The following is a 25,027-nucleotide window of genomic DNA, read 5'->3' as shown; positions in this document are numbered from 1 at the left end:
CGGGATGGCCGGGGTGCACCGTCTGACGGTTGGGCGGTGGCGCCGCTGAGCCGCAAGGGCGCTAGACGGACGGAGTTGGCAGATGTGCGAAGGCTCATTGAGCTTCTTCTGGGAGACGGTAGTGGCCACGTGGGACTCACCACGATGCAGCGCGGTGCGGTAGAATAGTAGGGCAAGCGCAAGGGTGCTGATGGTGGATGGGGGGCTGGTCGCGTGGCCAACGAGTTCACGGCGGTTGTTGAGCGGGATGGGCAGTGGTTCATTGCGTATTCTCCCGAGGTTCCGGGCGCTAACGGCCAGGGCAAGACGAAGGATGAAGCGCTGCAAAGCCTATCGGAAGCCATCCGCTTGATCCTCGAGGACCGTAGGGATCAGGGACTGCGTGGGATTCCGCCCGACGCTGTCGTTGAGAGGGTCAGCGTTCCGTGAAACGAGGTGCTTTGCTTCGGCATCTGAGGAAACACGGCTGTGTTCTCAAGCGGGAAGGCCGGTCGCACTCGCTCTGGATGAATCCGCAAACGGGCGCCATAGAAACCATTCCTCGTCATGTGGAGATCCCGGACAAGCTGGCACGGAAGATCTGTCGGGGACTGTCGGTCCCTGAGGTAGGACAGTTCCAGTGACATGGCCGGCCGTCTAGCAAGCGTATGTAGCGGACGCCGTAGATGGCCAGGTGCATTGCCTCGTGGCTGGCTATCGGCGCCGCTGATACGGCAGGACGTTATGCCGATTAGGGGCGAGGTCGACGACGAGTGGTAGTTGGGGCGCGTGGACACGGGTGCTGTCCGTGGTTGCTTGACCTAGCCGGATCGAGGGGTCTGGGGGTTCAGAGAGCACCGGCTGCCAGTGACGTAGTAGGTTGTGAGCTGCCGTTCACGTGAGGGGTGGCGGCCCGAGGATTCGGGAAGCAGCTCGGAGCCGGCGAGGTTCATGGCACCCGGCCGGGACTGTCGATGGTGTGGCGCTACCACAGGGCCCTTCCGAAGGAACGGAGCACTGGGCAGGTCGGCCGAATCCTCGGGCCGACCACGGGGTAAGCGACGGCAGACCAGCGAGTGGGCGGCGCGACATCTTTCGCGGCTGATGATGGGCCCCGGCATAACAAGCGGCTGCAGCAGACGCCGGTGATGGCGAGGTGTACCGCCGGAGGGCCGGGTGGCCGCGCCGCTGAGCCGCAAGGACGTTAGGCCGATTGGGGGTGACTGACGGAGTGGGGACTAAGCCAAAGGGTATGAAGGAGTACTTTCGCCACATTCCTGGAAAGCCCCGATCGCGAATCCCTAAGGAACATTCTGAAAGATGCTATAGGAGAAACGGACGTTTGCGATTTCAAGAGGCAATGGCCCGAAGAGTCTGCCCTCGCCAAGCACGTACTCGCAATGGGCAACACCGGCAAAGGCTGCTTTGTACCCTCACGGTGATCCCGCAGGCGCAGAGGATGCCTTCCCGGGTGGTCCCTGTCCGGCGCAACGGCTCGAAGACCGCGTCCAGGAAAGACCACATCGAGCTCCTCCAGGCTGTGGCTTCGGAACGCCTCGTACTCCTGCCAGAGCACCTCGGTGATCCCGCTCACCTCCGTCCGGGTGAGCCCACGCCGCCCGTCATCGGCCGTGAAGGTCTCCTCGATGTCGCGGGTGGAAAGCCCCCGGGCGTACATCTCGGCCGTCAGCCGTTCCAGCTCGTCCGTCCGACCGGCCAACATCCCCAGGAGCTGCGAGACGAACGGCTCCTGCGCGTCCCTCACCTGCGGCACGGCTACCGGAATCTCAACCTCCGCCGTCCCCCTCGGCCACCCCGTGCTCCAAGAGCTCCTGGATCTCCTGGCCAAGCTGACGAGACGGTGGTATCCTCTTCATAGGGACTTGGGTCTCCTTTCCTGGCTTTGCTTCGTCGCTACCAGGATAACCCAGGTCCCTCACTCTTTACAGCACGCTGGAGACGTCACCGGTCGGCCGCGGGGCCCGGCCCTGGTAGGACGATAGAGGCGCACCGCGGGGTCGCCTCCCGGCCCCTTGATGGAGCGGTCCTCGATGGCGAGGCCGGCAGGAGGCGGCGAGGGTAACGCGGAAGCAGAGGTGGCCTCGGTCGGACGAGCACTCCTCCCGGCGAAGGGGTGGATGGGAGGGATGCCGATGCTTCACACCCAGGCCCATGGGGACCGGAAGGGATAGACGGGATGATGAATCGCCGCGTCGTGCTCTCCTGGAGTTCGGGCAAGGACAGCGCCTGGGCCTTGTACGTGTTACGCCGGCAGCCCGACACGGAAGTGGTAGGCCTCCTGACCACAGTCAACGAAGTGGCGGGGCGTGTCTCCATGCACGCCGTGCGCCAGGAGCTGGTGGAGGCCCAGGCGGCCGCTGCGAACCTGCTCCTCTGGCCGGTCCCTTTGCCCTCCCCTTGCTCCAACGATGCCTACGAAGAGCGGATGTCCCAGGCCCTGCACGCGTTGCGGCAGGAGGGCATCACCCACATAGCCTTCGGGGACCTGTACCTGGAGGACGTGCGGGCCTACCGGGAGCGCCAGCTCGCCGGAACAGGCATCGAGCCCCTCTTCCCTCTGTGGACCTCCCGCCCGGAGACGCCCCGACTGGCCCGTCGCATGCTGGACGCCGGCCTTCGGGCGGTGGTGACCGCCGTGGACCCTCATCACCTGCCGGAACGATTGGTGGGACGCCCTTACGACGCGGCCGTGCTGGCCGAGCTTCCGGAGGGGGTCGATCCGTGCGGGGAGCGTGGTGAGTTCCACACCTTCTGCTTTGCAGGCCCCATGTTCGCAGGGGCGATTCCCGTGCAGGTGGGCGAGACCGTATGCCGCGACGGGTTCTGGTTCGCGGACCTGGTGCCCCGTCCGTAAGGGAGCTCCATGGCCACAGAAGACACGCGCTCCACGGGTGAGCCGGCTCCCGGCGGTCGCGATCGGGTAGTGAGATCGGACATGTCGTAACTTATCCATCTGGGGTTCGGTGAGCGGGACAGGACGACAGCCTATGTCTACCTCACCCCCAATCTGGATGGGGCCGTCTGGGCGGCAGAGCTGGCGGCCGGCGAAGGTCCCGGCCGAATCTACACCGTAGAACCGACTGGACCGCTTGAAGATGACCCCAATCTGACGAATCAGAGGTTCCGGGGTAACCCGGTCAAGTCATACCGCTCCCGGGAGCCGCTGCGGGTCACGGGCGAGATCACCGATTGGCAGGGGCACTCCCCCGAAGCGCTCAAAGCCATGAAGGACGGGCTGAAGCGACTCGAGCAAATCGCTGTTGAGCCCATCGACGACTGAACGAAGGGCACGGCCAGCTCTCTCTCGCCTGAATGCCGGACACTCGAGCTGCCGCCCTGGCGCGTCGTCATGCGCGGCGAGCGCGACGGCGACCCGCGCCTTCGCAAGATGTCCAGCGATCAACCGGATGCGATCGTCGAAGTGCGGGACGTTCTGGCCGAAGAGGTACGCGTCGAAGGCTGGCGGGCGGTGCATTACGCGCTCGGCGCCGACGAGGCGTTCGCGGAGGCGTTGGCCCGCGGCTTTGCACGATTCGTCGGGTTTCTCAGTGCGGAGAAGCTGAACGCTCGGGCGATCGGCGAGCCGCTGCTGCGCAAACGGGTGGAAGCGGTGGCATCCCACCTCCGCTGAGCCGAGCCGGACAGAGCGGGTTGCGCATCGCCGGAAGATCGAGAAGGATTGTGCACTCAGGTGGGATGGGAGTAACCGGGGCGGGGGTCTATGATGTACGCTCGAAGAGCCACCTCAATCCGGGCGGGTTCGGCCTTATAGAACCCTGGTTGACGCCTGAGGCGTTTCAGAGTGGAGCGCCATACATGGCACCACCGGTCGATCGGCCTGACCTGAAGACCAGTCTGACAGGCGTCTTCAGTGGAACCGGCGATCTTCGCCTCGACGACGGCTCGGACCGGGCGTCGGCGCTGGAAGCCCACCACAGGCTGAGGTCGGCGTTACGGCAGAATCTCGATCTTCAGGCGGTTGAGCCGCTCGGTATCGGCCGCCAGCTCGATCTCGACCACCCTGCCGTTCCGGATCGTGAAGCCAAAGACCACGCGCGGGGTCCCGCCGGGGGCCCACACCACGCCCGGCACACCATCGACCAGCGCCAGCTGCGCGGCCTCGGCCCGGCCGGCGAAGTGCCTGGCGACCGCCGTCGCTCCACGGAGCTCGGACGTGAGCCAACCGGTCCGCACGCCCATCCGCAGCGCCGCCTCGTCAGCTCGCAGCGCCACGTCCGGATCGAGCACCGCCAGCAGCGCCTGAAAGTCGCCGGCACGGGAGGCTTGGAAGAATGCCTCCACGATCTCCCGGTGTCGCGCCACGTCGGGCGCTCGGCGATCCTCCGACGCGGCCTTCACCCGCCGGCGGCCACGGCTGGCGAGCTGGCGGGCGGCGACGGGCGAGCGGCCGACGATGCCAGCAATCTCCTCGAAGGAGACGCCGAAGACGTCGTGCAGCACGAACGCCACGCGCTCGGCCGGCGCCAGGCGCTGGAGCACCTCCAGCATGGCCTGCCCGACCGACTCCGCCAGCATCGCCTCGCGCTCCGGATCGGCAGCGTCCGGGATCGATTCGTCGTCCGGCGACAGCGGCACCTCGCGCCGGGACCGGCGCGAGCGCAGCATATCCAGACAGACCCGCGCCACGACCGTGGTCAGCCAGCCGCTCAGGTTCTTCACGTCACGGGTGTCGGAACGGCTCAGCCGCAGCCAGGCCTCCTGCACGGCGTCGTCGGCCTCGTTGGCCGAGCCGAGCAGCCGACAGGCCACCGCCTGCAATCGTGGGCGGTCGGCCTCGAAGCGCTCCGCCAGCCATTTATCGTCCATCGGTCACATTCTCCCGTTGGGTTTCGTCATAGGGGTGACGGGCCACACGAGGGTGATTCTACCAGAAAGGAGAATCAGTATGAAGATCAAGCTGACCACTCTTCACGTGGACGACCAGGAGAAGGCGCTGCGCTTCTACACGGACGTCCTGGGTTTCGTCAAGAAGGCCGACTTCAGCAACGGCCCCTATCGCTGGCTGACGGTGGTCTCGCCGGAGGAGCCCGATGGCACCGAGCTGCAGCTGGCCCTCAACGACAACCCTGCGGCCAGGACCTACCAGCAGGCGATGTTCCAACAGGGCCAGCCGGCGGCGATGTTCTACACCGACCACATTCAGGCCGACCATGAGCGCATCAAGGCTCGCGGGGCCGAGTTCACCATGCCGCCGACCGAGGTGACGGGCTCGACCATCGCCATGCTGAACGACACCTGCGGCAACCTGATCCAGCTGGCGCAGATCTCCTGGCAAGGCTAGCGCCCAGTACAGCCGGCACGCCTCCGCTCGCCGTGCAGGGCCAGGCCCTGCACGGCGCAGCACGGCGCGAACGAGATGCGGCGATGTCTGGACGACAGAGTACCGCGCCAGGTCATGCCGCATGGTACCGTAGCAGCACGCAGGACGCATGGGAGACCAACATGAGGTGGCGGAAAGGTGGCGAATGAACCGTGACGCTGGAACCAAGGGGAAGTAAGCCGAAAGGCGACGTCACGTCACGCGCGATGAAGCCGCGCAAGCCGGCCGTCGGGGCCGCATCTCCGCCGAAGGCAGGCGCGACCGCAAGGACGGCCTCGGATCTCATCGACGAGCGGATCCGATCGCTGGGCGACTGGCGCGGCGAGGTCCTGGCGGAGGTTCGCCGCCTGATCCACGAGGCGGATCCGAAGATCACGGAGGAGTGCAAGTGGATCAAGCCCATGAACCCGCTGGGGGTGCCGGTCTGGTCTCACGCAGGCATCGTCTGCACCGGGGAGGTCTACAAGCAGGCGGTCAAGCTGACCTTCGCGCGGGGCGCCTTCCTGGCAGACCCTGGGAGGCTCTTCAACTCTAGCCTCGATGCCAGCACGCGACGCGCCATCGACATCCGGGAGGGAGAGGCGCTCGACGCGGAGGCGTTCAAGGCCCTGATCCAGGCTGCGGTCGCGGAGAATCTCCGGTCCGGCGCCGCGAAATCACAGGGGCGAGGCCGGACGTGAGCGGGAATCGACCCGTGTTCGCTGCGCGACGCCTCACCGTGTTCACCGACGTCTCCGAGACGTGCTGGAAGGGCCTGGAGCCGATCCGCAAGGCGTTCGCCAAGGCCAACGGCGTGAAGCCGGCCCTGTTCAGCGCCTTCCGAGGGCGCCTGTCCTGCATGCAACGGGGCCGGGGTGATCTACACCGACCTGGGGATGATGGCCGGCGTCACCACGGTCTCTGCGGTTCGGCCAACCGCTTACCACTGCCGACCTGGTGGCGGTACGGTCGACGCTGACCGGCCAGCACCTGGCGGCGTATGTCGACAACCATCCAAAGGCTGCTTCATCGCGCTGAAGGAGCCCGGGTTTCCCACCCAGCGGCGCCTTGAACGCCTCGGCCGGGGATGCCGCACGCCGGCCCGGACGACCAAGCCCGCGGCGGGCATGCTCGATGACCACCCGTTCCTCCTCGGCCCAGGGTAGGGCGCTTCCAGGCGAGCATTCGCACTCCTCGAACCTCCGCTCCTTTACGTACCTAGCACAGCTATGTATAATGCTGCTAGGTACACTCGGGATCGATTAGGTCGGCGCGTCGCGCCGGGTGAAACCATGGAGATCAACAAGGACCTGATCGCCGCGTCCTCGACCCCGATCGTTCTGGGGATCCTGGCCGAAGGGGACAGCTACGGCTACGCCATCATCAAGCGGGTTCGGGAGTTGTCCGGAGGGCACCTGGAGTGGACGGACGGGATGCTCTACCCTGTTCTGCACCGGCTCGAGCGGCTCGGTTACGTCGAGGCGCGGTGGGAAGTTGCGGAGAGCGGCCGCCGTCGCAAGTATTACCGGATCACATCCCGGGGTCGGGCGCAACTGGCCGAGGAACGCAGGCAGTGGCAGGCGGTGGACGAGACGCTGCGGGGCCTCTGGTCCGCGCTCAGTATTGCTATTCGATACGGCGACGTGGCGTCTACGCCGGTTCCACAAGGAGTCTGAGCGATGCAGGACCCGGATCAGGACGAATCGCTGGAGCGGCAGATCGACCAGTGGCGGAGCTACCTGCGCCGCCGGCAGGCGATCCATTCCGTCGATGTAGCGGAGCTGGAGGACCACCTACGCGAGCAGATCGCGGCGTTGGTCGACGGGGGCCTCGCCCCCGATGAGGCGTTCCTGGTGGCCGTGAAGCGCATGGGCGAGCTCGACGCCCTCTCGCGCGAGTTCGCACGGGAGCACTCGGAGCGGCTCTGGAAGCAGCTCGTGATGCCCGCTTCGGAGTCAGGGGAGCCGCCCCGGGCCCGTACGGAGGCGATCGTCGCCGTCTGCCTCGCGGCAGCGGCCGCGCTGGCGATCAAGCTGCCTGCGCTGTTCGGTATCTCCCTGGACGAAGACCTCGGCTTCTACGCCCGCAATCTGTCTTTCTTCGTGCTGCCGCTCCTGGTCGGCTATTTCGTCTGGAAGCGCAGAGCCGACCGAGCCACTCTCCGCTGGCCAGCGGCAGGTTTCGTCGGGGCGGCCTTGCTTGCCAACGTCTTTCCCTTCGCGCCGCAGGGCTATACCGAGGCGCTCACGGCGCTGCACCTGCCGATCGCCCTTTGGGTGGTGGTGGGAACCACCTACGCGGGCGGCCGGTGGAGCGATGGGGCGGGGCGCATGGACTTCATCCGGTTCTCGGGAGAGCTCTTCATCTACTACGTCCTGATCGCGCTGGGCGGCGGGGTGCTCTCTGCGTTCTCGGCCCTGATCTTCCAGGCCATCGCCGTCGACATCGAGCCGTTCCTCGAGTCGTGGCTGCTACCGTGCGGCGCCATGGGCGCCGTCGTGATCGGCTCCTGGCTGGTGGAAGCCAAGCAGAGCGTGATCGAGAACATGGCGCCGGTGTTGACGCGCCTGTTCGCACCGCTCTTTGCCGCGGTGCTGCTCACCTTCCTGGCGACCCTTCTCTGGACCGGGCGAGGGGTCGACATCGAGCGGAACGTGCTCATCGCCTTCGACCTGCTCCTGGTGCTGGTCCTGGGCCTGCTGCTCTACTCCGTCTCCGCCCGCGAGCCCCAGGCGCCGCCCGGCGCCTTCGATGTGCTGCAGGTGGTGCTGGTGGTCGGTGCGCTGCTGGCCGACGCCGTAGCCCTGTGGGCCATCGCCGCGCGCATATCCGAGTTCGGTTTCAGCCCCAACCGAGTGGCCGCTTTGGGCATGAACGTGATTCTCCTGGTCAATCTGGCGTGGTCCGCCCTGCTGTACATCCGTTTTCTGCGCGGGCGCGGGCCGTTCTCGGATCTCGAACGGTGGCAGACGGATTACCTGCCGGTCTATGCCATATGGGCAGCGATCGTCGTGATCGCCTTTCCGCCTCTGTTCGGATACATCTGATCGGGTGCCGCTGGCCCCATTCTCCACACCTGGGAAAGCCGGTCTGGCCGTGGCTGCGTCAGGTGAAGGGCCGGGAGGCAGACGCTCCGTCTGCATGAGGGGGCAGAATCCGGGTCGCCTCCACCGGCGACCGAGCTTGCATGGCACGGCTGGAGGTGCGGTGGCCGCCACATGCCTCCGCTGCACCGCATGGTGGTCATTCTCCGCCACCAGGAGGATCTGAGCTACGAGGAGATCGCCCAGGGGATGAACTTGCCGCTGGGCACGGTGAAGACGTATCTGTTCCGGGCACGCCGAGCATTGAGCGCGGCGATGCAGAAGGAGAACGCCCTCCAGGGCTGACGGCGCCGACCCGCTGCGCGTGGCTTGGGGGCTGACATCCCCGCCTGGGCCGGGTACACGGTGCTCTTGGCCCGACACGTACCTCCCGTGGAGCTGGTGAGCGGGCTCCTCTTCCGGGCCGGCAGTCGTCTGCTGGCGTCCCGGCTGCCCTCCTCAAGGCGGCGAGGGCGCAGGGGGTGATCGCCAAGATGCGGCTTGCCGCATCCTCTCCAGGCGGCAGCCGTGAGAAGGCAGGACGTGTAAGGCAGGAGCAAGAGACCAGCATCTGAGTACAGGAGGTCGGAGAATGAACGTCGAGGCAATCATTGACAAGGTCGTGGAAGGCATGAGCATCAAGACCGTGATCGGTGAGCCGATGCAAATCGGCGCCCTCACTCTCATTCCCATCGTCAACGTGAGCACGGGTTCGGCGCCGGGGGCGGCGACGCCAAGTCTCCCGGCAACGAGCCGGCTTCAGGCAGCGGCGGTGGCGGTGGTGCCCGCATCAAGGTGGCCAGAGTACCACCATGCCCGGCGGGAAGGAGTTCACCCATGACCGATCTGTTGCCCCGGCAGTTGCGAAGGATCACCGTGGGCCGTCTGCTGGCGGGCATCGTACTCCTCGCTCTGGTCTTCATCGCACCCGCGGGAACGATCCGCTAGTGGGAGGCCTGGATCTTCATGGCCGTCCTCTTCGTGCCCATGACCCTTTTCGGGCCTGATCCCCGGAGCGCTGCTGGCGGTAGGCCTCGGCTTCCGAATCCGCGAGGAGGAGAAGATGCTGCTCCGCGATCTGCCGGGCTACGCCGAGTACCGCGAGAAGGTGCGGTACCGGCTGATCCCGGGGATCTGGTAGGATGGTAGGTGGGTCTGATCATGCCTTCGGAAAAGGAACGAAAGGGGTGAGGCCATACCCCGAGGGCGACGCCCGGCCCGGGTGGCAGCGTGGACGGCTGAGCGGGTTACCGGGCGTGCGGCGCCCAACAGCGGCACCGCGTGGTTACGGCCCGCTTCGAATGCGATCGTCCGTGTTCGGCGTCCAGCTGCGCTTCGAGGGCGTCAGGCAGTCCTGAAGATGGCAAGATGTCAAAGGAGTTCCTACCCGCCTGTCGAACCACGCACCTAGGTTCTGCCCTACCCTGGACGCTGCCGACAGCAGCTCGCAGGAGCCGAGGCCGTCCGGGTGAAGCTGCGACACTCGGAACACAGCGGCCCAGGAGTGCTTCGTCCAGGCACGGCCTGTGCCTCCGGCGCTGCCGGCAGCGCATCCCATGACTCCTGAACCGTGCCCAGTGCCAGTAGCGGCGAAACGACCCCAACGGGAATTGGGGATCGAGGCCCGGATCTGTTGACCAGTCACGACAACCGCGCCGTTCACGTCGGTTCATCAGAGGGTCGAAGAGAGGCTTGCCTGCCGGTGAGGCGGTTCGCAGCCTACACACGCGGCGGGCGATGACGGTCTACAGCGCCACCTGACCGGTGGTGGAGGCAGCACCCGGAGTCCGGTGCATTTGCCGCGTGGGTACTGAGCGCCGCGGCTGGCAGATTGGGTCATCTGGAACTGCGTAAAGAGCGACGCGAAGAAGGCGGATCAGCGATGACGACGGTCCTGAGTGGGATTACCTCTTGCGTGCGATCCGGTGGTTACGGAGCGATGTTGCGGTCCACAGGCTATATGAGGAACTGCTTAAGACGTAGTTAGGAGCACAAGAGCGATGCGTATTCCGGCATTCGCGGAAGCCAACTTGGAGCAGGTGTGTAATGTGCTCGGCGACACCAACACCGGTCTGACCGGGAGCGAGATCGGCCGCTATCTTCAGGAGTGCGGCATTGCGGACCCGCATCCTGGCATGACCAAACGAATCCGGCTGTACGAGGCTCTCGTGGCTCGCCAACGCCGAGACCAATGCGCCAATAACGTGTGTGCTTTCATCCAGCGCGTCATGAATCCTGTGCTCTATGTCCAGTCACCTGACTACTTCAAGATGAAGCAGGCAGAACTCAATCGGATCCTGTCTTTTGAGGGACTGCGGTTGACGGACCAGGGGACGTTGCAGACCGTGCCACGGGCCCGGACTATCTCCGAAGCGGAAGCGGCGGCGGATCAACTGCGTCGCAAGTTGCGTGATCGGGGTGTACACCCCGATGTCCTGCAGTTTTGTCGGGCGGAGTTGGTAGAAGGGAACTACTTCCACGCGGTACTTGAGGCTGCAAAGAGTGTCGCCCAGAAGATCAGGGACAAGAGCGGCCTTGCCTCAGATGGGGCCGAATTGGTGGATGAGGCCTTTGGTATGGGTAAGAAGCTGTACCCCGTCATAGCCTTCAATTCGTTGAGAACGGATCCCGAACGTAGCGAACATACCGGCCTCATGAATCTCATGAAAGGCTTCTTTGGTGCGTTTCGTAATCCCACGGCGCATGCACCACGGATTACGTGGAAGATGACTGAACAAGATGCTCTCGACATGATGACCGTGGCATCGTTGCTCCATCGCAGGCTGGACGATGCGGTAAAGACCGACTCCTAACAAGCGCATGCAGCGGACGCCGTAGGTGGCCTGGAGCACCGGCCGGTGGCCAGGTGGCGGCGCCGCTGATACGGCAGGACGTTAGGCGGTGGAAGGGGTTGGCACGATGACCTTGATCGAACCAGACCAAGGCCCGCACATCGCGGGCCTGAAGATCCCGAGTCAACTCTACTGGGTACTCATAGACCCTATCCCTCTCGCCGGAATGCGCCTGCCATCTAGCGACTGGCCCTGGAAAGCGCTCCATGATGCCGGTTTCGACGAGGTCGTGTCTCTACACCGTGGGAGATACGACCCACGGCCACTGAGGTTGGCGTTTTCGGCGCATCTGGAAGACCTCGTCCATGGGGGTGATCCGCGGGACGAGGGGGAACAGAGGACGCTGGTAGCGCAAGCAGTCAATGCGGTCATGTTAGGACTGGAGAGTAAGCACGGCATAGTGGTTCATTGCTACGGAGGGCGAGGCCGAACCGGCACAGTAATAGGCTGCGTGCTCCGACAGTTGGGTTTCCCTGCCGAGGATGCTATTTCGTTTCTTGACAGGGTACACAAAGAGCGAGGCAAGGACGGTTGGCCTGAGTCAGAGTGGCAAGCTCGCTTGGTCCGAACTTGGGGAGCCACCGCCTAACAAGCGTATGCAGCGGACGCCGAAGGAGGGCGAGATCCTCCACGTGGGCGCTGAGTGGCGGCGCCGCTGATACGACCCGACGTTAGACGCACTCTGGCTCCAGGAACCTACTATACGTGTCTACGAAGGAGGGCTCTCGGTGAGGATTCTGCAAGACACGCTGCCGGTCAGTCTTGAGGAGCTCCTCGCACGCCCTCTGTTCGCCCACTTGGCAACAGCTTCGGAAACAGGGCAGCCGTGCGATTCACCCGTTTGGTTCCTCTGGGAAGACGGTGCAATCTGGATCATTGCTGAGGCCAAGAACACCTTCCCAGCCCGCATTACGCACAATCCTAGGTGCGCTATCGGGATCGTGGACTTTGATCGCCGGACTGGACGGGTATGGCACGTCGGAATGCGCGGGCGCGCCCGCGTTGAACGGATTGATATCAAGCGGGTGGAGCGGCTGCTCGCCCGTTATCTGGGCCCACATAAGGAGAGTTGGGACCCGCGACTCTGGGGTGACGCGCAGTCGTGGGAGGGATGCTCGTTCATCCGGTTCGAGCCTGAAACGGTCGTCGCCCGTGATCAGTCGTACAGGGCGGCACCAGCACCATCAAGCAGCACCGATAGCGGCGTCAAGTCGCCGTGAAACTCCAAATGCACTGCATGTTGGTAACGCATGCTCCGCCATGTTCGCCTTTCTCTCCCGACCAGGTTTCGCAGGCGTCTAACAAGCGTATTCAGCGGACGCCGTAGGAGGCCGGAGAGACTCGATCGGTGGCTGGCTGTCGGCGCCGCTGATACGGCAGGACGTTATGCCGATTAGGGTAGGGCACGAACGAGTGGTGCTGAGGGTAGGGGAGGCTCGATTCATCTGGCGTCCCTTTGGGTGCCAGGCCGTCGAACGGGGGACCTGCGGTCCCGTAGCGGGTGATGCGGAACTGGCGAAAGGGAGCGTGGCGGCCCGAGGATTCGGGAAGCAGGCCGGAGCCAGAGAGGTTCTTGGCGCCTCTCCAGCGTGATTGACGGTGTAGCGGTGCGACAGGGCCCATCGCGAAGGGGCTGCAAGGGGGAGAGCCGTCCGAATCCTCGGGCCGACCACCGGAGGCCCCATCAGTTGGAGGCCGAACACCATCAGCAACGATGAGGGCTCCGGCATAACAAGCGGCTGCAGCGGACGCCGTGAAGGCCAAGCGGGTTGCATGACGGCGGCCGTCGGCGCCGCTGAGCCGCAAGGACGTTAGGAGTACAGCTGAACCGCTCGAGACCTGGGTGATGGTCGAGGTCGGTGCGGCTGGCGGCGCGAAGAGTGACGTACTGCCGGCTACCGGGTCATTACAAGGGCCCCGAGGCCATGGTGTGGGGCCCGACGGGCGGATGAGCACAGGAAGTGTGGCCGGCTGAGAGATCGAGCTGACGTGAGAGGGACGCGCGGTCACGGGATGGGTCATGCCGAGCCCGGGTGCTCTTCGCGCCGACCAAAGGGACCGCGTCAGGGACTGTTCAAGACTCCTAACAAGCGGCTGCAGCGGACGCCGATGGAGAGGGTAGAGGGACAAGTTGACGGCGGCCGTCGGCGCCGCTGAGCCGCAAGGACGTTAGCTCGACTTTGCAGCATTGGAGGTGGGGGCTTGAAGCGTCGGGTCATCGAGGTCGCGAGGTTCACGAAGCAACCGGGCGAACTCGCCATGTTCTATGCAGATCTCTTGGGTGCGTCCACCCCTGACCCGGGGCGCGACGCGTACAGCTTTGACGTGGAAGGAGTAGACCTGTTCATCCATTCCGTGTCGGAGGAGCCAGCCGAACCAGGATGGCCGAAGGACGTTGATCATGTTGCCTTCCAAGTCGAAGATCTTGATGCAGAGTGTGAGAGGTTGTCTTCGGCCGGATACGAAGTCTTAGGTCCAACGATGTTTCCCTGGGGACGCTCTGCGTTTCTGTATGATCCTGACGGACGTATGGTGGAACTTAGAGGGCTCGAGGGCTGAGGCATCGCCGGCGGATGGATGCTACCGGGGTCCTGGGAAGAGGGGATCGAAGGTTGGCTTGGATGGGACGTGGCAGGCGAGCTAACAAGCGTATGCAGCGGACGCCGGAGTAACTCAGGAGCACCAGCCGGTAGCTGGTCGTCGGCGCCGCTGATACGGCAGGACGTTAGCTCGACTTTGCAGCATTGGAGGTGGGGGCTTGAAGCGTCGGGTCATCGAGGTCGCGAGGTTCACGAAGCAACCGGGCGAACTCGCCATGTTCTATGCAGATCTCTTGGGTGCGTCCACCCCTGACCCGGGGCGCGACGCGTACAGCTTTGACGTGGAAGGAGTAGACCTGTTCATCCATTCCGTGTCGGAGGAGCCGGCCGAACCAGGATGGCCGAAGGACGTTGATCATGTTGCCTTCCAAGTCGAAGATCTTGATGCAGAGTGTGAGAGGTTGTCTTCGGCCGGATACGAAGTCTTAGGTCCAACGATGTTTCCCTGGGGACGCTCTGCGTTTCTGTATGATCCTGACGGACGTATGGTGGAACTTAGAGGGCTCGAGGGCTGAGGCATCGCCGGCGGATGGATGCTACCGGGGTCCTGGGAAGAGGGGATCGAAGGTTGGCTTGGATGGGACGTGGCAGGCGAGCTAACAAGCGTATGCAGCGGACGCCGGAGTAACTCAGGAGCACCAGCCGGTAGCTGGTCGTCGGCGCCGCTGATACGGCAGGACGTTGGGCGTACGGAGAGCACGATTAGGGAAGGTACAGGAGGAGGCAACGGTGTTCATTCAGGGTGATGCGGGTGTGCACCTTAGATCTTGGCAAACCGCTGATGCTCAATGGTATATCGAAGCACGAGATGAAGAGGTGTACAGGTGGACGACCGAACGCCGCGAGTTGACGGTTGCTGAGACTGAGGCGGCCATAGAAGCAGTGAATAAGGGCGATAATGTGTTCTCTTTCGCGATCGTCGAGACCAAAAGCAATGAGATCTTAGGGAACATCTCGTTGGTTCGGGATGAAGACAACGCGGCTACAGGTGAAGCAATGTACTGGCTGGCGGCATCTGCGCGTGGACGCGGGATCGCGACAGAAGCACTACGCCTACTCTGCCACTGGGCTCTCGCGGAGGAAGGATTCGACCGGATTACTCTCAAGACGTATGCAAACAATGTGCGGTCTCAACGAGTAGCCGAACGTGTGGGATTTCGCCCATTTCAACCCTCGGACCAGCAGGGCACGGAGTCCGGAGTTTGCTGGTATCAGCTGACGAGAAAGGAAGCCGAAATCGCCAAAACGATGCCCAACAAGCGTTTCCAGCGGACGCCGTAGTTAGGCGGGGCGTCTCGACCGGGGGCTGGGTGGCGGCGCCGCTGAAACGCAAGGACGTTGGGCAGATGAAGCGAAGGAGGCAGACCTGTGATTCTCCCCAAGGAGCGCGATCCCCGATTCATCACCATCCGTCGCGGCGGCACGCTGGAAGACTCGCATCACCGGCTTCTCGCTCAATGGGCGGCCGACTGCGCGGAGCACGTGTTGCCTCTCTTCGAGGCGGTGCAGCCTTCGGATCCGCGTCCGCGCCATGCCATCGACCAGGCCCGGGCGTGGGTGCGCGGCGAGATCACGATGTCTGAGGCTCGCGCTGCGGCGGGCGCCGCCAATGCAGCGGCTCGAGATCTCACCGGGGCCGCGCGCTATGCCGCCTATGCCGCAGGTCAGGCCGCCGCCGTCGCCCACGTCGCCGCACATGAACTCGGTGCTGCCGCGTACGCGATCAAGGCTGCACGGGCTGCCGCACCTGACGGCCAGGGTGAACAGGCCGGTCGGCACGAGTGTGCGTGGCAGCGTGAGCAGTTGCCGGAGGCGGTTCGCGAGCTAGTTCTGGATGACCAGCGTTTACGCAACGCCATCTGCTGGTCGGTGTTCGACTGCTGAGCGATTGTCATCACGTCCGCACTGCCCAACAAGTGCTTGCAGCTGACCGCCTTCGGCGCGCAAGATCGTACGGTTTTCGAGGTCTTCTTGGAGAGCGCGCCTCGACGGCAGCTGAAGCGCAGTCCGTTAGACGCACGGGGGGCTACCACTTTGGCTGACAGGCTACACGCTTCCGTGAAAGTCGCCTTAGGATATAAGCCCGATAGCCCGGACAGTCAAGTCCTCTCCGATTGGGGTAGGCGTATCCGTCAGATCTGCAAACCTTGCTGGGAGATCAAGTACTGCCCGTACGGTCCCCTGGTGGAGCAATTCCCGTTACTCCCCCCGTTACGTGCGGATGCCATTGAGCACAACGAGTACTTCAGCCAGTGCCTAAAATCAGGGAGGCTTGGAAGCGGAGAACCGTTGGACGACGAGAGGAGGGAGGAGTTCGAGCAGCGCGTCGCTGAGTTCAATGCGGAGGATTATCCTGAGGCTGTTCCCCAGGTCTTGCAGGACGTGTCCTGCCGAGTGTTTGGGCACGTTTGCCCGGTCTTCTTTGTCGCGGAGTTGGCTACTGAGACGCGCGCGACCCGTCGGATGAGCCGAGCCATACCGCATGAGGTTATGCTGAAGGTGGTGAGACGTGACGGGCAAATCTGTCAGATATGCCACCAACCGGTGCCGGATAACCAGGTCGAGTTTGACCATATCATACCGTGGTCAAGGGGAGGGCCTACTACGCCTGAAAACCTTCGGCTTGTCCACAGCGAATGCAATCGACGCAAGCGCGACGCGCTTGACGAGCTGCTCGCCGAGGATTAGCTCGCAACTCAACGACAAGCGGTGCTCTGCGTTGGGCGTCTAGCAAGCGTATTCAGCGGACGCCGTAGGAGGCCGGAGAGACTCGATCGGTGACTGGCAGGCGGCGCCGCTGATACGGCAGAACGTTAGACGGACGGAGTTGGCAGGAGTGCGAAGGCTCATTGAGCTTCTTCTGGGAGACGGTAGTGGCCACGTGGGACTCAGCACGATGCAGCGCGGTGCGGTAGAATAGTAGGGCAAGCGCAAGGGTGCTGATGGTGGATGGGGGGCTGGTCGCGTGGCCAACGAGTTCACGGCGGTTGTTGAGCGGGATGGGCAGTGGTTCATTGCGTATTCTCCCGAGGTTCCGGGCGCTAACGGCCAGGGCAAGACGCAGGATGAAGCGCTGCAAAGCCTATCGGAAGCCATCCGCTTGATCCTCGAGGACCGTCGGGATCAGGGACTGCGTGGGATTCCGCCCGACGCTGTCGTTGAGAGGGTCAGCGTTCGGTGAAACGAGGTGCCTTACTTCGGCATCTGAGGAAACACGGCTGTGTTCTCAAGCGGGAAGGCCGTCGCACTCGCTCTGGATGAATCCGCAGACGGGCGCCATAGAAACCATTCCTCGTCATGTGGAGATCCCGGACGAGCTGGCACGGAAGATCTGTCGGGGACTGTCGGTCCCTGAGGTAGGACAGTTCCAGTGACATGGCCGGCCGTCTAACAAGCGTATGCAGCGGACGCCGCAGATGGTCAGGTACATCGACTCGTGGCTGGCTGTCGGCGCCGCTGATACGGCAGGACGTTAGACCTCCATTTCAGAGTCGGAGGCGAGCTCATGGACCCAGTCGCGGATGCGATAGGTTCCTTGGACCTCGACGCCTTCATGCGCGAAGCACTGATCGAAGCCGATCTTGCCGGCAAAGCTGGAGAGCTGCCTGTTGGAGCCGTTGTGGTGATCGACGGCGAAGTTGTGTCGCGCGGGCGAGCGCGCCACAACGAAGCACGAAGCCAGTTATGCCATGCGGAGTTGAATGCACTCCTTGCCGGAGGTGAGCGCCTGTGGCGAGACTACTGCCGCGCAGTACTCTTTACCACACTCGAACCCTGCCCGATGTGTCTTGGAGCTGCCGTGATGGCAGATGTTCCACACGTGGTCTTTGCTATGCACGATCCAGTCGTATACTCTCAGGAGACCATCGAGGCGAATCCGTACGTTCGTCGACACCTGAAAACCTATCTCGGCGATGTGCTCGCGGAGGAGTCGATGTCTCTCTTCAGGCGATATGCTCCCCGGGCTCTGGAGTACATTCTTGCAGGCGGGAGACCGGCGCAGGATGGATTCAGGATTGGTGCACCGATTAAAGATGAGGTCTAGCAAGCGTATGCAGCGGACGCCGTAGGGGGCGGGGTACACCGGTTGGTGGCTGGCGGTCGGCGCCGCTGATACGGCAGGACGTTAGGATACAGGTGGAACGTGCGAGACCTGGCCAGTTGTCGGTATCGCTGCGGTGGGCGGCGCGAAGAGTCACAGCGTCGAGAATGAATGGTCGGCTATCACGTTTCCTCTATGGAGGGCCGAGCTCGGACAGTGGCTGAGTGCGCGAGGGGTGCGCTCAGTCAATTGGGTACTGATTGAGGTGGCTGTTTCGCCGCATGTGGCTTTGCGTCGAGGCCGCTGGACTTCTCGGATGTGGTGAAGGGTACTAGTTCCACAGAAACGCTAAGTGGGTAGGGCTGGGTCACGGCGCGGGCTCCGGAGTACCCGCGCGATGGCACGCGGAGGTTGAGCGTATGGAGTGGGACGTACGAGCGAGCAGGGTCCCGTGCCTTTCTTGTCTCTTCGTGCCGACCGAGGAGACCGTTTCGCGGATTCGCCCACAGCCCCAACAAGCGCATGCAGCGAACGCCGTAGGTGGCCCGGAGCACCGGCCGGCGGCCGGGTGGCGGCGCCGCTGATACGGCAGGACGTTAGGCCGGGTCACGGCACGGGTGGGGGGGGCGCCAATGAAGTTTCGTTACCCCGAGGTCGGGATCTGCGGGTTGTCGTGTCGGCTGTGCCCACGCTATCACACGGAGGGAGCGAGCCGCTGCGGTGGATGCAAGAGCGAGATTCGCGTATCTGCTGGCTGCCCCTTCATCACGTGCGCCGTGAAACGCAAGGGCATCGAATTCTGCTGGGATTGCGCCGAGAGCGAGTCATGCGCGCGCTGGGCGGAGCACCGCGCTTTCGGACGGCAGCGCGACACCTTCACCTGCTACGCGTCGCTCGACGGCAACATCGCCCTGATCAAGCGTGCCGGGCTCGACCTGTTCATCGAGGAACAGTGCGCCCGGGAGGAACTGCTCGACGAGATGCTCGCCCACTTCAATGAAGGGCGGTCGAAGACCTACTACTGCATCGCCGCCACCGTTCTCGACCTGTCGGAGCTGCGATCCGCACTCGAAGACGCTCGGCGGTCCGCCGGCGACCTCGACGTGCGCGAGAGATCCAAGACCCTGCATGCGCTTCTCGACGCCGCCGCGAGCCGATGTTCCATCAAGCTAGCGCTGCGCAAGTGAGTGGATGAGATGCGGTGACCGCCCTAACAAGCGGCTGCAGCGGACGCCGAAGGGGGAGTCGGGAGGGGACAAGTTGACGCCGGCCGTCGGCGCCGCTGAGCCGCAAGGGCGCTAGACGGACGGAGTTGGCAGATGTGCGAAGGCTCATTGAGCTTCTTCTGGGAGACGGTAGTGGCCACGTGGGACTCAGCACGATGCAGCGCGGTGCGGTAGAATAGTAGGGCAAGCGCAAGGGTGCTGATGGTGGATGGGGGGCTGGTCGCGTGGCCAACGAGTTCACGGCGGTTGTTGAGCGGGATGGGCAGTGGTTCATTGCGTATTCTCCCGAGGTTCCGGGCGCTAACGGCCAGGGCAAGACGCAGGATGAAGCGCTGCAAAGCCTATCGGAAGCCATCCGCTTGATCCTCGAGGACCGTCGGGATCAGGGACTGCGTGGGATTCCGCCCGACGCTGTCGTTGAGAGGGTCAGCGTTCGGTGAAACGAGGTGCCTTACTTCGGCATCTGAGGAAACACGGCTGTGTTCTCAAGCGGGAAGGCCGTCGCACTCGCTCTGGATGAATCCGCAGACGGGCGCCATAGAAACCATTCCTCGTCATGTGGAGATCCCGGACGAGCTGGCACGGAAGATCTGTCGGGGACTGTCGGTCCCTGAGGTAGGACAGTTCCAGTGACATGGCCGGCCGTCTAGCAAGCGTATGCAGCGGACGCCGTAGTTGGGCAAGACGCTTCGCTCGGAGGCGGGGTGGCGGCGCCGCTGATACGGCAGGACGTTGGGCTGTCAGTCTCTCGCCCCTAAAGGAGGAACAAGAGCTTATGCATGGAAACGTTCAACATCTTAATCCGCCGGGCTTGCACAAGAATCCCGCATATACTCAGGCTGTTGTCGTCAGCGGCAACGCAACAACAATCTATGTTGGTGGACAGAATGCGGTGGATGCTTCTGGCAACATTGTCGGCAAGGGTGACATCAGAGTACAGACGGAAAAAGCATTAAAGAATCTGGAAACAGCGCTCGCGGCAGGCGGGGCCGGACTCCAACACGTCGTAAAGTGGAACGTCTATATCCTGCATGGCCAATCGGCTCAAGCTGGATTCGAGGCGTTTCAAAAAGTTTGGGGCCAACGTCCGAATCCCCCCGTCATTAGCGGTATCTTTGTCCCCGCATTGGCACACCCTGATTTTCTTGTGGAGATTGATGCCGTTGCCGTGGTTCCGCAGAAGTGAATGGCCCAACAATGGGTTCCAGGCGACGTCGGCGCTATCGCGCCACCGCGCCTGAACCCGAGTGTTAGAGGGACATGAGGATCTGTTGACACCTGGTCGGTCGTCGAAAGCTGGATGGAGGGCGGCGCGAGGAGTGACGGTGTAAAGGGTACCGGGTGGCCAGAAGAGGGTGGGTGCCCCAAGCGATGGCGGAAGCGGGCCCATCGGTACGGCGAAGGTGGCGGGTTGACCTTGGGCTGACGTGGGTGGAATACGGAGGCGCGCTGAACGGCGGGACTGGGCTCGAGCTCTCTTCGCGCCGACCTTAGGCAACGCGTCGAGCGGTGCCCAAGCCCTCTAGCAAGCGGCTGCAGCGGACGCCGAAGGGGGAGTCGGGAGGGGACAAGTTGACGGCGGCCGTCGGCGCCGCTGAGCCGCAAGGACGTTAGGCCAGGGTCACACTTCTCAAACAGAAAGAGGATAGGTATGAGCACATCCTTTGCGACTTCAATCGATGGTCACCGTATTGCCTATGATGTTAGCGGATCCGGAGCGCCGATTGTGTTACTTCATGGTGGGGGCCGCGACCGTCAGGATTGGCACACCGCTGGGTATGTCGAACGGCTGAAGCGCAACTTCCGGGTCATCACGGTTGACATACGCGGGAATGGCGAAAGCGACAGGCCAATCGACGCCACCAGCTACACAACCGACAGGCACTGCCAGGACATTCTGGCCGTTGCTGATGCAGTGGGCATTGAAAGGTTTGCAGTCTGGGGTTTCTCGTATGGCGCGAACGTGGGTCGCTATTTGGCCGCCCAATCCGCTCGCGTCACCAAGTTTGTCATGGTTGGGATTCCCTTCGGCCCGGCCGCTCCCGGCGATTTCGGGCAGTTCATCCGCGGCCTTCGCGACCATTGGGCGCCGATTTTGCAGGCTCGAGCAGATGGGACGCTCAATCTTCAATCGCTCTCTCCGGAAGACCAAACTCGTCTCCAAACCGGTGAGATACTCCTGAGGCTGGCATGGTTGACCGCAATGCTCGGGTGGGCGCCAGTCGAACCCGGCGACGTGCTCTGTCCGACGCTCTGGCTCGTCGGCACAAGAAACGACCCGGCGTTGGCAAGCACGGAAGAATATGGGCCTGTACTCAGCCAAACAAAGGTTCGAGTTCAGCTAATGGAAGCACTGAACCACAGGCAGGAATTCACTGAGATCGACAAGGTGCTTCCTCCTGTGCTGGCCTTTGTCCAACCGCAGTAAGCGACGGCCATTCGGTATTTCGTGGCCCAACACCGGCGTGCAGCGGACTCGCTGCCCTCGCCGCTGACGCCGATGATGTTAGCCGTTTTGCTTCGGTAGGACGTGGTCGGTTTCACGGGAGGGAGACACATGGCACGGGGACCTCAGTTTGTGGAGTTCATGGGTCCTATCCTGGATGCGTTGAGACACCTTGGGGGCTCTGCGCGTCCAGGCGAGGTGGAAGAGTGGATCGCCACCGCTTTGGATGTTCCGGCGGATATCCTGCACGGAGAGCTTACGAGTGGCCGGTCACGGTTCAAGAACCGCGTACATTGGGCACGGTTTTACCTAGCGAAGGCCGGCCTCGTAGATTCGTCAAGACGTGGGGTATGGAGTCTCACTGAAAGGGGACGGGCGTCTAGCCTGAATGCGGATGGCGCACTTGACCTTTTCCGTGAGCTGAAGGAGAGGCTTCGCACCTCGGGTTCCCAGGAAGAGACCGAGGTATCGGACGGAGACCTGCCCGATCCCGAAGAACTGCAGGGAGAGCGGGACTACAAGGCCCAGGTTTTGGAGCTCCTGGGGAAGTTGCCGCCCGACGGTTTCGAGCGCTTATGCCAGCGGCTGCTTCGGGAATCTGGATTCGAGAACGTTACGGTGACCGGTCGCAGTGGCGATGGAGGCATTGACGGACACGGAGTACTCCGCGTCAATCCCCTGGTGAGCTTCTACGTCTACTTTCAATGTAAGCGGTGCTCCCATTCGGTGGGGCCATCAGTAGTCCGCGACTTTCGTGGGGCGATGATGGGTAGAGCGGACAAAGGCATGATCCTCACTACCGCTACGTTCACTTCTGAGGCTCGCAAAGAAGCTATCAGGGACGGAGTACCACCTATTGAGCTCGTTGACGGGGAGGTTCTCGTGGAAATGCTCGCTAACCTTGAACTCGGCCTCGTACCGCGAACCGTCTACGAGGTTGATGAGCGTTTCTTTGTCGAGTTTGGACACACGTTGCCGGGAGCCGGACGGGACGGGTGAGTTCAGAAACGACTAACAAGCGTCTGCAGCGGACGCCGTAGTTGGCTGGGCTGCTCCGTTGGTAGCTGAGTGGCGGCGCCGCTGATACGGCAGGACGCTAGACGGAACGAAGAGGTGAGCGGGGTGGGTACGCTGATTCGAAGCTTTCTCCCCGATGAATGGCAGCTTTGGAAGTCGTTACGGCTCCAGGCACTTGCTGACTCGCCTAACGCGTTTGGGAGTACGTTGGATGGTGAGAGACAGCAAATCGATTCCCACTGGACGGAATTGGTAGCTTCCAGTAGCTTGGCCGATCGGGATTTCCTGCTGGCTGAACGCGATGGCCGTCCCGTCGGCATGGCACGCGTCGGCCCTTCAGAGGACGACGCGTCCCAAGCAGGTCTTTTCTCGATGTGGGTGATGCCAAGCGAACGTGGCCTGGGGGTTGGGAGGGCATTAGTTGATGCCGCCATTGACTGGGCGAGATCAAAAGGGGTCTCGGAGGTTATTCTCCACGTTACCGAAGGAAACGACGAGGCCAAACGACTCTATCTGTCTTCCGGGTTCATTGGCACCGGGGTCAGGTTGCCTTTGCGTCCGGGTTCAGATCTGTTTGAGGAAGTCATGGTTCTTAAATTGTGCTGATAAGGCGTCCGTCTAACAAGCGTATCCAGCGGGCGGGTCATGGCGGGGAGCGTCGATCGAAGCGTGAGCGTGCCGCCGCTGATACGGCAGGACGTTAGGGCGACTGCCTGTGCTGAGGGGATGAACATGGCGATTCCTTCTTCCATGATCTCGACAAGGTACTTGGTCATGCTCTATCAGATGTCGCACAGGCCACGAGAGCCTGGTTGGATGGCCACCCTAGAGACGAAGTGGCCTATATGAACCACGTGACCGGGAAACTGGCTCGACGTCGGCGTGGGTGCGACATAGGTGTGTCAGCGCCGATCATAATGGAGAGCCAAGTATACGTCCTGCACCGGAAGGGTACCCGTCAAGTTGACCGATATGGCGCAGACCTAGCAGTCACTGTGTACGTTCCGGCGGAAGAATTCATGAAGACAGCGCTGTTTCAGATCAAGCGATCACAGGAGCTAATGCTAGACATCGAGAAGAGGCAGCTTAAGGACGCGCACCTGCACAGCCGCATAGCCGAGCGAAGCTTCGTCCTCGCAGTGGATGAAGTCAGAGCGACGTTCCGCATAACCCCTGTTGCGGACGTTCTCAGGCAGTTTGGAGAGGCCTCGACAAGACGCCTCCGCGCGGAAGGCTGGTTATCTTTGGCCGAGTTCATATGGAAATGGCTTGCATGTGAGCTGGGACCCCATAGTCAGCCCGATGATCCTCAGTCCGTCGAAGCTCTCCTACGAGCCTTCGTCGTGGAGAACGATGAGGACCTGCCGATATGGGACGAGTATCCTGAGGACGTCTTGCCCTCACGAACGTGGCTTGATCTCAGGTTCGTTCCTAGGGAAGGACCGGCCTAGGCATGTGTGGTCACTGAGGATCACGCGATCGGCCTAACAGGCGTATCCAGCGGACGCCGTAGGAGACGGGTGCCTGGGCTAACGCTAGCCAGAATCGCGGCGGAACTGCTCGGGGGCAGGGGCTGGTCTCTCCACGTGGATCCAGTCCGCCCGTTGGAGAAGGTTTCTCGTCAGTTGTGGGCGGCTGGCCGAGCGATGCCGGAGACGCCGTGTCGTCTCGTCTTATGGAAAGCTTGCCACCAACGCAAGGTGGAGTCGCTCAAACAACAGGCCAAGCAGAAACCAGGCCGGTGCATAGTCCAACCTGACCAGCTCGCCCAAAGCGAGGGGCGCCCCGCTGTAATCCCAGGGGCAGTGGCCGACCGCCCGCCGGATGAGCCAACCGGTCACGTACTCGACACCGAAAATGGCCACCACCCACACGAGCCCGCGAAGAATCCACGGCTGAGCTGCGACCACCTGGTACAATCGCTCAAACAGGAGCGCACCACCGCCGTAGATGGGAAACATCCAGAGGTAGGTCGTTGCCGTCAAGCGCGGGTCGCGCCGGAGGATGCTTCCCGTCCCCGTCCACAGGATCTCCACGATCCAACCGAGCGCACCGTAGATCAGAAAGCGCACCAGCATGGGCGTAGTTTGCCCGGCCGGTGCTCTTTACCCGCGGCGGAACGTGTGAGTTCCCATCCCATCCCATCCGACCGGTCAGTGGAGGTTGCAGAGGTAGAACGGGGGTGACCACGAAGGAGTCGCCCGTATAGGCAGAGCACCCGAATCCATAGGGCCTACCACCGGGCCGCGCCGCTGCCGGCTGTCCTGAAGGCAAGAGCACATCCTTCGGTTCCTTTGCCGGTTTCACAGGGATCCGGCACACTGGAGGGGGATTCGGAGAAAGGTCGAATCTGGCTAGCGTTGGCCTGCGCGCCCGGTCTCCCGATGCCGACAGGGGTGGTTCGCTCGGGGCGATGTGGAACCTGGTCAGCGAGATGGCGG

The 25,027-nt window shown here is 63.0% G+C and carries 30 protein-coding genes and 1 pseudogene; 28 read left to right on the top strand and 3 right to left on the bottom strand.

What is annotated here, in order from left to right; all coding sequences use genetic code 11:
* The first annotated feature begins 213 nt into the window (after positions 1 to 213).
* Positions 214 to 429, top strand: coding sequence for a type II toxin-antitoxin system HicB family antitoxin (locus tag LIP_RS04535; protein ID WP_068134926.1), 216 nt, complete (start codon positions 214 to 216; stop codon positions 427 to 429).
* A complete protein-coding gene (locus LIP_RS20405) occupies positions 426 to 623 on the top strand; it encodes a type II toxin-antitoxin system HicA family toxin (RefSeq protein ID WP_082725858.1) in 198 nt (65 codons plus the stop codon). Before LIP_RS04535 ends, LIP_RS20405 begins: the two co-directional genes overlap by 4 nt.
* Positions 624 to 1,413: 790 nt before the next feature.
* Here LIP_RS20405 and LIP_RS20700 read toward each other — a convergent pair.
* Positions 1,414 to 1,856 (bottom strand): annotated as a pseudogene (locus LIP_RS20700) (transposase); the annotation flags it as partial.
* A 320-nt stretch (positions 1,857 to 2,176) separates the two neighbouring features.
* On the opposite strand from LIP_RS20700, the gene LIP_RS04525 reads away from it, so the two are divergent.
* The 3 genes from LIP_RS04525 to LIP_RS04520 all read left to right on the top strand — a co-directional run bounded on the left by LIP_RS04525 (position 2,177) and on the right by LIP_RS04520 (position 3,631).
* The gene (locus LIP_RS04525; RefSeq protein ID WP_068134922.1) at positions 2,177 to 2,854 is read left to right on the top strand and encodes a Dph6-related ATP pyrophosphatase; all 678 of its coding nucleotides are present in this window, start codon (positions 2,177 to 2,179) and stop codon (positions 2,852 to 2,854) included.
* 93 nt (positions 2,855 to 2,947) lie between these two features.
* On the top strand, positions 2,948 to 3,280 hold the full coding sequence (gene arr, locus LIP_RS20395; RefSeq protein WP_082726569.1) for an NAD(+)--rifampin ADP-ribosyltransferase: 333 nt from the start codon (positions 2,948 to 2,950) through the stop codon (positions 3,278 to 3,280).
* 69 nt (positions 3,281 to 3,349) lie between these two features.
* Positions 3,350 to 3,631, top strand: coding sequence for a hypothetical protein (locus LIP_RS04520; RefSeq protein ID WP_068134920.1), 282 nt, complete (start codon positions 3,350 to 3,352; stop codon positions 3,629 to 3,631).
* Between the two features lie 320 nt (positions 3,632 to 3,951).
* On the opposite strand, the gene LIP_RS04515 is transcribed toward LIP_RS04520, so the two are convergent.
* The gene (locus LIP_RS04515) at positions 3,952 to 4,827 is read right to left on the bottom strand and encodes a sigma-70 family RNA polymerase sigma factor (protein WP_068134917.1); all 876 of its coding nucleotides are present in this window, start codon (positions 4,825 to 4,827) and stop codon (positions 3,952 to 3,954) included.
* A 79-nt stretch (positions 4,828 to 4,906) separates the two neighbouring features.
* Here LIP_RS04515 and LIP_RS04510 point away from each other — a divergent pair, with 79 nt between their 5' ends.
* From LIP_RS04510 to LIP_RS18385, 23 genes are all read left to right on the top strand, one after another.
* Positions 4,907 to 5,302 carry a VOC family protein gene (locus LIP_RS04510; RefSeq protein WP_068134914.1) on the top strand — a complete coding sequence of 132 codons (396 nt, stop codon included), beginning with the start codon at positions 4,907 to 4,909 and terminating at the stop codon, positions 5,300 to 5,302.
* 191 nt (positions 5,303 to 5,493) lie between these two features.
* Positions 5,494 to 6,021, top strand: a complete 528-nt coding sequence (locus LIP_RS04505) for a DUF1801 domain-containing protein (RefSeq protein ID WP_198409721.1) — start codon at positions 5,494 to 5,496, stop codon at positions 6,019 to 6,021.
* Positions 6,022 to 6,612: 591 nt separating this feature from the next.
* Positions 6,613 to 6,996 carry a PadR family transcriptional regulator gene (locus tag LIP_RS04500; protein WP_068134908.1) on the top strand — a complete coding sequence of 128 codons (384 nt, stop codon included), beginning with the start codon at positions 6,613 to 6,615 and terminating at the stop codon, positions 6,994 to 6,996.
* 3 nt (positions 6,997 to 6,999) lie between these two features.
* Positions 7,000 to 8,367 (top strand): permease prefix domain 1-containing protein, encoded by a 1,368-nt coding sequence (locus LIP_RS04495; protein ID WP_068134906.1) that lies wholly within the window; start codon positions 7,000 to 7,002, stop codon positions 8,365 to 8,367.
* Positions 8,368 to 8,538: 171 nt separating this feature from the next.
* A complete protein-coding gene (locus tag LIP_RS17550; RefSeq protein ID WP_082725856.1) occupies positions 8,539 to 8,709 on the top strand; it encodes a sigma factor-like helix-turn-helix DNA-binding protein in 171 nt (56 codons plus the stop codon).
* 286 nt (positions 8,710 to 8,995) lie between these two features.
* The gene (locus tag LIP_RS04490; RefSeq protein ID WP_068134903.1) at positions 8,996 to 9,244 is read left to right on the top strand and encodes a GerW family sporulation protein; all 249 of its coding nucleotides are present in this window, start codon (positions 8,996 to 8,998) and stop codon (positions 9,242 to 9,244) included.
* Positions 9,245 to 10,403: 1,159 nt separating this feature from the next.
* Positions 10,404 to 11,216 (top strand): TIGR02391 family protein, encoded by an 813-nt coding sequence (locus LIP_RS04485; RefSeq protein WP_068134900.1) that lies wholly within the window; start codon positions 10,404 to 10,406, stop codon positions 11,214 to 11,216.
* A gap of 106 nt (positions 11,217 to 11,322) precedes the next feature.
* On the top strand, positions 11,323 to 11,844 hold the full coding sequence (locus tag LIP_RS20390) for a protein-tyrosine phosphatase family protein (protein ID WP_144440324.1): 522 nt from the start codon (positions 11,323 to 11,325) through the stop codon (positions 11,842 to 11,844).
* A gap of 139 nt (positions 11,845 to 11,983) precedes the next feature.
* Positions 11,984 to 12,475, top strand: a complete 492-nt coding sequence (locus tag LIP_RS17545) for a pyridoxamine 5'-phosphate oxidase family protein (protein WP_082725855.1) — start codon at positions 11,984 to 11,986, stop codon at positions 12,473 to 12,475.
* A 982-nt stretch (positions 12,476 to 13,457) separates the two neighbouring features.
* Positions 13,458 to 13,814 (top strand): VOC family protein, encoded by a 357-nt coding sequence (locus tag LIP_RS17540; protein ID WP_144440323.1) that lies wholly within the window; start codon positions 13,458 to 13,460, stop codon positions 13,812 to 13,814.
* A 199-nt stretch (positions 13,815 to 14,013) separates the two neighbouring features.
* Positions 14,014 to 14,370: a VOC family protein gene (locus LIP_RS17535; protein ID WP_144440323.1), complete on the top strand. Its 357-nt coding sequence runs from the start codon at positions 14,014 to 14,016 to the stop codon at positions 14,368 to 14,370.
* 214 nt (positions 14,371 to 14,584) lie between these two features.
* Positions 14,585 to 15,136, top strand: coding sequence for a GNAT family N-acetyltransferase (locus LIP_RS17530; protein ID WP_158509553.1), 552 nt, complete (start codon positions 14,585 to 14,587; stop codon positions 15,134 to 15,136).
* Between the two features lie 87 nt (positions 15,137 to 15,223).
* Complete coding sequence (locus LIP_RS04480; RefSeq protein WP_068134896.1) at positions 15,224 to 15,739, top strand: putative immunity protein; 516 nt, start codon at positions 15,224 to 15,226, stop codon at positions 15,737 to 15,739.
* 405 nt (positions 15,740 to 16,144) lie between these two features.
* Positions 16,145 to 16,543 carry an HNH endonuclease gene (locus tag LIP_RS04475; protein ID WP_068134894.1) on the top strand — a complete coding sequence of 133 codons (399 nt, stop codon included), beginning with the start codon at positions 16,145 to 16,147 and terminating at the stop codon, positions 16,541 to 16,543.
* A gap of 277 nt (positions 16,544 to 16,820) precedes the next feature.
* Complete coding sequence (locus LIP_RS04470; protein WP_068134886.1) at positions 16,821 to 17,036, top strand: type II toxin-antitoxin system HicB family antitoxin; 216 nt, start codon at positions 16,821 to 16,823, stop codon at positions 17,034 to 17,036.
* 324 nt (positions 17,037 to 17,360) lie between these two features.
* Positions 17,361 to 17,900: a nucleoside deaminase gene (locus LIP_RS17520; protein ID WP_082725853.1), complete on the top strand. Its 540-nt coding sequence runs from the start codon at positions 17,361 to 17,363 to the stop codon at positions 17,898 to 17,900.
* A 629-nt stretch (positions 17,901 to 18,529) separates the two neighbouring features.
* Positions 18,530 to 19,084 (top strand): DUF3795 domain-containing protein, encoded by a 555-nt coding sequence (locus tag LIP_RS04460; RefSeq protein ID WP_068134888.1) that lies wholly within the window; start codon positions 18,530 to 18,532, stop codon positions 19,082 to 19,084.
* Between the two features lie 263 nt (positions 19,085 to 19,347).
* The gene (locus LIP_RS04455; protein ID WP_068134886.1) at positions 19,348 to 19,563 is read left to right on the top strand and encodes a type II toxin-antitoxin system HicB family antitoxin; all 216 of its coding nucleotides are present in this window, start codon (positions 19,348 to 19,350) and stop codon (positions 19,561 to 19,563) included.
* Positions 19,564 to 19,898: 335 nt separating this feature from the next.
* On the top strand, positions 19,899 to 20,309 hold the full coding sequence (locus LIP_RS17510; RefSeq protein WP_082725852.1) for a RidA family protein: 411 nt from the start codon (positions 19,899 to 19,901) through the stop codon (positions 20,307 to 20,309).
* A gap of 465 nt (positions 20,310 to 20,774) precedes the next feature.
* Positions 20,775 to 21,551, top strand: a complete 777-nt coding sequence (locus tag LIP_RS17505; RefSeq protein WP_082725851.1) for an alpha/beta hydrolase — start codon at positions 20,775 to 20,777, stop codon at positions 21,549 to 21,551.
* A 129-nt stretch (positions 21,552 to 21,680) separates the two neighbouring features.
* Positions 21,681 to 22,568, top strand: coding sequence for a restriction endonuclease (locus tag LIP_RS17500; RefSeq protein ID WP_082725850.1), 888 nt, complete (start codon positions 21,681 to 21,683; stop codon positions 22,566 to 22,568).
* A 123-nt stretch (positions 22,569 to 22,691) separates the two neighbouring features.
* Positions 22,692 to 23,192 (top strand): GNAT family N-acetyltransferase, encoded by a 501-nt coding sequence (locus LIP_RS17495; RefSeq protein ID WP_158509552.1) that lies wholly within the window; start codon positions 22,692 to 22,694, stop codon positions 23,190 to 23,192.
* Between the two features lie 413 nt (positions 23,193 to 23,605).
* Positions 23,606 to 24,037: a hypothetical protein gene (locus LIP_RS18385; RefSeq protein WP_158509551.1), complete on the top strand. Its 432-nt coding sequence runs from the start codon at positions 23,606 to 23,608 to the stop codon at positions 24,035 to 24,037.
* A 222-nt stretch (positions 24,038 to 24,259) separates the two neighbouring features.
* On the opposite strand, the gene LIP_RS04450 is transcribed toward LIP_RS18385, so the two are convergent.
* Positions 24,260 to 24,664 carry a putative ABC transporter permease gene (locus LIP_RS04450; RefSeq protein WP_068134883.1) on the bottom strand — a complete coding sequence of 135 codons (405 nt, stop codon included), beginning with the start codon at positions 24,662 to 24,664 and terminating at the stop codon, positions 24,260 to 24,262.
* Positions 24,665 to 25,027: the final 363 nt, after the last annotated feature.

Source organism: Limnochorda pilosa (genome assembly GCF_001544015.1).
In the GTDB taxonomy this organism is placed as follows: Bacteria; Bacillota; Limnochordia; order Limnochordales; family Limnochordaceae; genus Limnochorda; species Limnochorda pilosa.
This window is presented reverse-complemented; position numbering and strand designations above follow the sequence as displayed.

Bases quoted from the DNA above. Each gene is read 5' to 3' on its own strand.
- LIP_RS04525 (WP_068134922.1), top strand. From the start codon at position 2,177: ATGATGAATCGCCGCGTCGTGCTCTCCTGGAGTTCGGGCAAGGACAGC.
- LIP_RS04520 (WP_068134920.1), top strand. From the start codon at position 3,350: ATGCGCGGCGAGCGCGACGGCGACCCGCGCCTTCGCAAGATGTCCAGC.
- LIP_RS04515 (WP_068134917.1), bottom strand. From the start codon at position 4,827: ATGGACGATAAATGGCTGGCGGAGCGCTTCGAGGCCGACCGCCCACGA.
- LIP_RS04510 (WP_068134914.1), top strand. From the start codon at position 4,907: ATGAAGATCAAGCTGACCACTCTTCACGTGGACGACCAGGAGAAGGCG.
- LIP_RS04500 (WP_068134908.1), top strand. From the start codon at position 6,613: ATGGAGATCAACAAGGACCTGATCGCCGCGTCCTCGACCCCGATCGTT.
- LIP_RS04495 (WP_068134906.1), top strand. From the start codon at position 7,000: ATGCAGGACCCGGATCAGGACGAATCGCTGGAGCGGCAGATCGACCAG.
- LIP_RS17550 (WP_082725856.1), top strand. From the start codon at position 8,539: ATGCCTCCGCTGCACCGCATGGTGGTCATTCTCCGCCACCAGGAGGAT.
- LIP_RS04490 (WP_068134903.1), top strand. From the start codon at position 8,996: ATGAACGTCGAGGCAATCATTGACAAGGTCGTGGAAGGCATGAGCATC.
- LIP_RS04485 (WP_068134900.1), top strand. From the start codon at position 10,404: ATGCGTATTCCGGCATTCGCGGAAGCCAACTTGGAGCAGGTGTGTAAT.
- LIP_RS20390 (WP_144440324.1), top strand. From the start codon at position 11,323: ATGACCTTGATCGAACCAGACCAAGGCCCGCACATCGCGGGCCTGAAG.
- LIP_RS17520 (WP_082725853.1), top strand. From the start codon at position 17,361: ATGGACCCAGTCGCGGATGCGATAGGTTCCTTGGACCTCGACGCCTTC.
- LIP_RS04460 (WP_068134888.1), top strand. From the start codon at position 18,530: ATGAAGTTTCGTTACCCCGAGGTCGGGATCTGCGGGTTGTCGTGTCGG.
- LIP_RS17510 (WP_082725852.1), top strand. From the start codon at position 19,899: ATGCATGGAAACGTTCAACATCTTAATCCGCCGGGCTTGCACAAGAAT.
- LIP_RS17505 (WP_082725851.1), top strand. From the start codon at position 20,775: ATGAGCACATCCTTTGCGACTTCAATCGATGGTCACCGTATTGCCTAT.
- LIP_RS17500 (WP_082725850.1), top strand. From the start codon at position 21,681: ATGGCACGGGGACCTCAGTTTGTGGAGTTCATGGGTCCTATCCTGGAT.
- LIP_RS18385 (WP_158509551.1), top strand. From the start codon at position 23,606: ATGAAGACAGCGCTGTTTCAGATCAAGCGATCACAGGAGCTAATGCTA.
- LIP_RS04450 (WP_068134883.1), bottom strand. From the start codon at position 24,664: ATGCTGGTGCGCTTTCTGATCTACGGTGCGCTCGGTTGGATCGTGGAG.